Genomic DNA, 7,019 nt, shown 5'->3' on the forward strand with positions numbered 1-7,019 from the left:
GTGCGAATAGTATTAATAGACATCTACTACATATCAAGAGCATTAACAACCACTCGATCGCCTAACTTTACCAAAACTTCATATAAGTGACTATATATAGCCACTTATATGAAGTTTTAGACAAAATGATACTTAGTGTTTGCCCTGTTGCCAGAATGACAGATATGTGCAAATCTGAAACAGTATAGGAAATATCCTTAAGTGTACGTAGATTTATTTGTATATATTTTGATATTTTTGCGTAAGTACGCAAATGGACATATCTGCATATATCGCATATTAAGGGCAAAATTTTTAAGAATAATTAATATAATTTAAAATTACCTAAAATCCTAAAGTATTACTATACAGAACAGCTACTTTTGTTACGGAAAGCGCGGTTAAATAAGTAGCGATGGAAGGCAAAATTTTAAGTTAAACCCAAGCTACATTGATACAATTAGCTTTCTTATACCCTTTTCTTTGCACCTCTGGGAGAGTGCGATCGATCGGGACAATCAGAACAGATCGCTTTCAGAAGTGGCATAGCAACACATAACTAAAGCCTTCAAAAAAGTTCATAATTGGGTATCTCCCAGTGTGAGAGTAGCGACTAAGTAGGAAATGCCATCTCAACCCGACCGTCAGATCAGACTAGAAATGATGCTCTCGTCCTCGCAGCCAACGCTGTTAGAGGGTCTAGACATATGGCTGCGCTTAGGTTTGATTTCTGATGCACAGGTGAGGCAGTTGTGCCAAAAGTATCTCAGCTGTCCTCTACCCCAGCCGATCGAGACACTAGAAGTACCAGCGACGACAGTCCCAGCTCAGAGCAAACCACCACTAACGCCAGTAAACGAACCGCAGCTACCGAAGAGGCGAAAGAGGATATTCCAGTCCTTATTGGCAGAACTCAGCGTCCGGTGGTTTTTGTTTTTGGGCGTGTTTATGGTGGTACTGTCCTCTGGGGTGCTAGCCGCCAGTCAATGGCAGAGGTTTCCGGCATTTGGACAGTATGCGGTGTTGCTCGGTTACACCTTAATCTTCTGGGGAGCAAGTTTCTGGACAGCTCGACAGAAAAATTTACAACTGACCGCTCAGACTTTGCAACTGGTGACTTTGTTTCTAGTGCCGGTGAATTTCTGGGCGATGGATGGATTTCGCTTGTGGGGAAACCCTACGGAATGGGTGACTGTAGGAATCGCGTCCCTTACTTTAACGGGCATAACCGCTTTCATTCTCAAAAATCAACCTCGCAATCTCGAATACTCTGTACCGATCAACTATTTAGGACTTTGCTACCTGCACTGGGGCTGGGAATTTTCAGGATTTCCACTGCTAGCAGTTTATCTGGGAATAGTAGGAACGGTTGTTTTCCTAATTTGGCGCTTTTGCGTCGCCAAACTCCGCTCTCGCAACACTTCGGAAAAGGGGGAGATAGAAACAGGGGAAAATGGCAACACAGACACAGGCGCAGAGGCAAACATAGATTTGCTCCTGTCTTACTTGCAGTCTGTAGGTGAGACGCCTGGGGAAGATAATTTGTCCGGATTACCAAATGATTTATTATCAAATGGTTGGCCTATTGCCAGTTCTCAGCCGCCAGCGACAGATCGCCGCCAAGGAAAAGTCGGTATTGTAGTTTATGCTCTTGCTGTTTTGCTGGTGCGGGCGATATTTTCTAACTATGTAGAAATCGGACAACTCGGCTTAGCGGTAGGAATTTGCGGTTGGCTTTTAGCTTGGCTATCGCTACAACGTCCCAGTCCCTTAAATTTTTCATCGGCGTTTTCACAATCGAATTGGGAAGCGATCGGCGCTATTTTGTTGTTGGTAGGCTGGGTAGTTTCCGTCGGCGTAGATCCAGCTTGGCAGGCGATCGGAGTGAGCGGCTTAGGTTTATGGTTTTTTTGGAGTCGCTTGCAAAGATTTTGGTTGTGGGTGGATTTCTCTGCCATGTTGGGGATTGGGTTGCAAGCAATTTGGTTATTTTGGCGCTTAATTCCTCCAGAAAATCAGGATCGGTTGATAAGTACTGCGATCGAGCTAAGCAATGCACAAGAAAATCCCTATCCTTTACTGAGCCTAGTGCTATTTCCCTATGCTATTTGGATAGTCATCCTGACAGACTGGCTCTGGAGACGGTCAAAGTCGGAACTAGCGGAATTTGGGGAAACGATCGCCTTTTCCTTTGGATTGATTACTACTTGCATCAGCTTAGTTAACCCTTTGTTGCGATCGCTCAATTTGCTGGCTGTCACCATCAACTTGGCAATAGTCAATTGGCGACACCCCAGAAGTACATTGGTGTATCTGACCCACATCAGCATTATTTTGTCGCTTGTCTCCGCGCTCGATTATTTGTTGCCAAATTTCAGTTTAGAAAATTGGGCGACGGTTTTATTAGGTTTAACGATCGCCGAGTGGTTATTAAGCCTTAAAGGGCTGAGAGATCGAGTACCGCAGATACAAACGCCCATCCCAGAAACAGAAAGCTCCCTATTATATAAAAATCCAAATCCTCAATCTAAAACTACAAGTCGTAGTGCTTGGTACATAGGATTGAGCCTAGCTGCGCTGAGTTACATACTATTTGTGGTTGATTTCAGCAGCACTTCTATTTTAAGGTTGTCGTGGCTGCTAGTACCGCTAACTCTAACCTTAGTTGCCAATCGCAGCGAAACATCCCAAAGATCCCTTGCCAGTTGGTTAAGCTTAATTGCTTTTGGGATGGCGCAGATTTTGACGGTGTACATACCAGATGCTAGGTTAGTCGGTCTGGGTATTGCCAGTATGGCGATGTTGGTAAATAGCCGCTATTTACGCCATTTGGCAGCAACATTAGTTACTGTAGGTTTTACAATTAGCTTCCTCGGTTTTAGCTTGTGGGAGGGCTTTCCAGGATTCCCGCCACTGTCGGTAGATGGTTGGTTTCTGGTAAGTGCGATCGCCATCAATATTTTATGGTGGCTGCGAAGTTGGTTGCTGGAACGATCTGTAAAAGCAGTGCAAGCCGCAGCAGAAGGTGTAGGAGAAAAATCCTCTCCATCTTTATATATTATTTATGCCCGGGCAGTGGATCTGTGGGCGATCGCCCTGTGCAGTCAGGAACTTGTGGTGCTGACATTCCGCAGTGTGGGAATTTATAGCGATATTTTTACTGCCGCACTTACCTATTTAGCAACTGCTGTCTTGCTGATGGGGGCAAATTTTTATCGCTGTTTGCCACATCCCAGGAATCTATGCGTTTATGCGATCGGTTGGGGATTCGAGCTGTTCGTCGCAGAAAGCGTAAAATTGGGGGGCGGTTCTTACCTCGATTTAGCAATCGCCAACATTGCGATCGCACTCGTCGGTTTTATTCTCGCTTTATGGTCGATAAAACGCTATCCATCAGCGCCAAGCAGTATCAGAATTTTGCCTCTAATTTATGCTTTTTTGGGTTTGGCGTTGCGAGGGAGTACTTTTAACAGTTGGACGGGAGTACTTTTATTTGGCGCATCAATCGTTGGACTTGGGATTGGCGGTAAAAGTCCGGCTTGGAAAGCGTTGCAATATCTTGCGCTTACAGGTATTTCTCTATCTGTATACGAGCTGGTAATTTATCAAATGCGACTGTCAGGGGGAGGTAACCTAGCAGATGGTTTGACTGTATTGGCAGTAGTGGGTGCGGCGATCGCTTTTATCTATCGTTTGTTGGCAAGGTGGTTACAACCATTGCTACGCCTCAGCTTAGCAGAAATTATCAATACGGCTCATATTCATTGGGCGCTCGGTAGTACCCTGATGTTTGCGGTAGCGTCGATCGGAGTTGGCACTGGGCCCCAACTGACGGTAATTGGAGTTGCGGTAAGTTTGCTGCTAGCTGCTTACGCGATCGCACAGGGACGCTACGAGTTTAGTCGGTTTAATCCTAGCGAGTGGGTATATTTGGGATTAATTGAAGTTGCCGGAGTATATGCCTATGGGCGATTATTTTGGACGGAACTGAGCGTATTAGATCCTTGGTTGGCAGCGCTCGTCTGTGTCATTGCCTTAATTATGTACAATGCCCCTTGGCAAAATTGGGGTTGGCCAGCAACTGCCTGGAAGAACTCAATGGCAATATTGCCTGGATTTACTGTTTTAGCGACAAGTTTAGTAATCGATCGCATCACTTTAATTGTGGTTGCCATTGTTTATTTATTGCTGGCCAAGCTAGCACAAAATGTGCGCTTAACTTATGTCAGCATTATCATCGTCGAGTGGGTCACTTACCGCTGGTTTTGGCAAGAGATGCAACTCACCAATATCTCGAATCATTTCTTGTGGTATGTCATCCCCGTAGCTTTGGCTGTGCTGTACCTTGCCCAAGTCGATCCTGGATTAAAGCAGCCAGAACAAAAACAGATTCGTCATATTTTACGCCTGCTGGGAATAGGTTCGATTTGTGGAGTATCGTTATGGACTGAGCATTGGACTGGTTTGGTTTCCGGCATGATAAGCTGTAGTGCGATTTTTGTGGGATTGGCCTTGAGAATAAGAGCTTTCCTGTTTATTGGCACTGTAACATTTTTAATTAATGCTAGCTTTCAGCTAGTGATTCTCAACGATCGCTACTCGTTTTTAAAATGGGCGATCGGTTTAGTTGTCGGTATCGGTTTTATGTTGCTTGCTGCCAATTTTGAAACTCGCCGTTCCCAAATCGCCAGCTTGGTGCGGAACTCGCTCTCTGAATTGCAAAATTGGGAATAGGGTATAGGGCATAGTTAATCGGGGAGGGTTCTATCGATAAATTAAATTTGGAAGAAGTGAACTTCAGCTAAAGTAAATGCTTACCTAAATTCTATAGGGCGCAGGATATCGGACAATTTTTGATCTTTTATGCAGTTATGGCTTGTGCCCTATCCTCCATGCCCCATCCTCCATACCTCAACTACTATGAACCAAGTTCAACCGCGTTTAGAATTTATCGCCCCAGCGTTCAACCCTCTAGTACTAAGATGTACAGAGTCGATACTACCTTTTTGGCTGCGATATCAAACTGCGATCGGTGAAATTACAGCTGAAAATGTTGAAGTTTTAGTCGATCTCTACCGTCAGTTTCAGGCAGGTAAAATCCGCTTCTTGATGGCGTTTCGGCATCCTAGCACCGAAGATCCGTTCAGCCTGATGTATCTGCTTTGGAAATTAGTGCCGCGAGTAGCCAAACAGCAGGGCGTTTTTCTGAAATACCCAATTCACGCTCATTTTATATACGATCGCGGCATACCCCTGTGGGCTGGATCTTCCGTGGGCTGGCTATATTCCCAATTGGGCGGTACCCCTATTCATCGCGGTAAACTAGACCGAGTGGGTTTGCGATCGGCACGCGATTTATTTGCTAATGCACCATTTCCAATGATGGCATCTCCAGAAGGAGCTACCAACGGTCATAATGAAATTATCAGTCCGCTTGAGCCTGGGATTGCCCAAATGGGATTTTGGTGTGTGGAAGATTTGCTGAAGGCGGAACGGCAAGAACAAGTTTTTATCGTGCCGATCGGCATTAAATACCAATATACTGAATCTCCTTGGAAATCGTTAGAAAAGCTGATGAGCCAGTTGGAAATCGATAGCGGTTTACCTGTGGGGATGAAAGACCAAACCGAAGCGATAAATGAAGATTTATCATCTATTCTTCATCCTTCTTCATTGCTCTATCGAAGACTTTATCGATTGGGCGAGCATATATTAAATTTGATGGAAGACTTTTATGTCCGTTTTTATCATCAAACACTGCCAAAAGCACCAGAAATATCAACGGGGAATGCTAACGAAGTACTGGCAATTCGACTCAAGGCACTGCTTGATGTGGCATTGCAAGTAGCAGAAAAGTCTTTTAATCTTCCCGCTAAAGGCAGTTTAATCGATCGCTGTCGCCGTTTGGAACAAGCCGGTTGGGATTGGATTTATCGAGAAGATATCAAGAATCTAGAAGCATTATCGCCTCTAGAGCGCGGTTTGGCCGATCGCATCGCCGAAGAAGCAGCGCTGCGAATGTGGCATATGCGACTGGTAGAAAGTTTTGTGGCTGTTACAGGCAGCTACGTTTTGGAAAAACCAACCGTAGAAAGATTTGCCGAAACAACTTTATTACTTTGGGATATGTTAACCCGCATTAAAGGAGGCAATCCCTTCGGGCGTCCGCGACTCGGTAAGCAAAAGGTAAAAATAACACTGGGAGAACCTATATCAGTTTCATCTCAGTGGGATGCCTATCAAAGCAGTCGCCGTAAAGCTGTTGCCGATTTAACTCAAAATTTGCAAAATGCTTTACAAGATTCGATCGCAAATTGATTGGCTTTAGGGGTGGGCAATGCCCACCCTACGAAATATTACCTTGGCACAAGATGCCGCCGAGGGCCTACACCCGGATTGATCGCAGATGCTATCTCCTCTGGAGACAATTTTTCGATCTGAATATGCAAATCTTCAACCGTGAACTGATAACCGCGTTCTCCAGCAATTTTGACAAAAGTTTCTGGATCTTTGGTTGCTTTCAATTTAGCTTTTAAAGCTTCATCTTGCTGGATAGCTTTAAAAAAGCGGGCAGCAGATTCCTGAGTCATAATCTTACTTCCTGTTCTAAGCTGTATTTCAATGCTGTAGTTCAAGTTGCAGGGGCTTGTAGATCTCGGAAATAGTAATTTGGGTTGAGCTGAATAAACTCAACCTCTGCTGTGAGAAGTCCACTTGGCATCGTGCGATCGCCTACCCCTTATCATGTAAGGATAAATCCAGCAACCAGAAATTTCACTAAATCTTGACATAAGTTAAAGCTTTTGGTCTCAGAGATAACCAAAAAATAACAGCCTTTATGATATAAAGCTCAACCAAGCTACTTGTGCTTAGTCCCATCAGGCATAGTGGCCCCGGATAATTGACATACTCCCCAGCCTGAAGGCGTGGGGATTCTTTACGCTTCATTGACGGATGCTACCGAGGTAGTCTTAATCTGTCTCGACGTACATTTAGAGTCGTGCCGATGCCCCGTGCCGACTTTTTCTATATTTGCCGAT

3 protein-coding genes are annotated in these 7,019 nt (G+C 44.7%); 2 read left to right on the forward strand and 1 reads right to left on the reverse strand.

Translation table 11 applies throughout. The features are described 5' to 3' along the window. Positions 1-603 precede the first annotated feature (603 nt). A complete protein-coding gene (locus ACE1CD_RS16825; protein WP_374825621.1) occupies positions 604-4,713 on the forward strand; it encodes a hypothetical protein in 4,110 nt (1,369 codons plus the stop codon). A gap of 186 nt (positions 4,714-4,899) precedes the next feature. Continuing rightward, positions 4,900-6,297 carry a 1-acyl-sn-glycerol-3-phosphate acyltransferase gene (locus ACE1CD_RS16830; protein WP_374793767.1) on the forward strand — a complete coding sequence of 466 codons (1,398 nt, stop codon included), beginning with the start codon at positions 4,900-4,902 and terminating at the stop codon, positions 6,295-6,297. 38 nt (positions 6,298-6,335) lie between these two features. On the opposite strand, the gene ACE1CD_RS16835 is transcribed toward ACE1CD_RS16830, so the two are convergent. Next, positions 6,336-6,569 carry a Nif11-like leader peptide family natural product precursor gene (locus ACE1CD_RS16835; protein ID WP_374793766.1) on the reverse strand — a complete coding sequence of 78 codons (234 nt, stop codon included), beginning with the start codon at positions 6,567-6,569 and terminating at the stop codon, positions 6,336-6,338. Positions 6,570-7,019: the final 450 nt, after the last annotated feature.

The organism is Aerosakkonema sp. BLCC-F183, assembly GCF_041929145.1.
Classification (GTDB): domain Bacteria; phylum Cyanobacteriota; class Cyanobacteriia; order Cyanobacteriales; family Aerosakkonemataceae; genus Aerosakkonema.

Coding starts and splice junctions, on each gene's coding strand:
- ACE1CD_RS16825 (WP_374825621.1), top strand. CDS start 604: ATGCCATCTCAACCCGACCGTCAGATCAGACTAGAAATGATGCTCTCG.
- ACE1CD_RS16835 (WP_374793766.1), bottom strand. CDS start 6,569: ATGACTCAGGAATCTGCTGCCCGCTTTTTTAAAGCTATCCAGCAAGAT.
- ACE1CD_RS16830 (WP_374793767.1), top strand. CDS start 4,900: ATGAACCAAGTTCAACCGCGTTTAGAATTTATCGCCCCAGCGTTCAAC.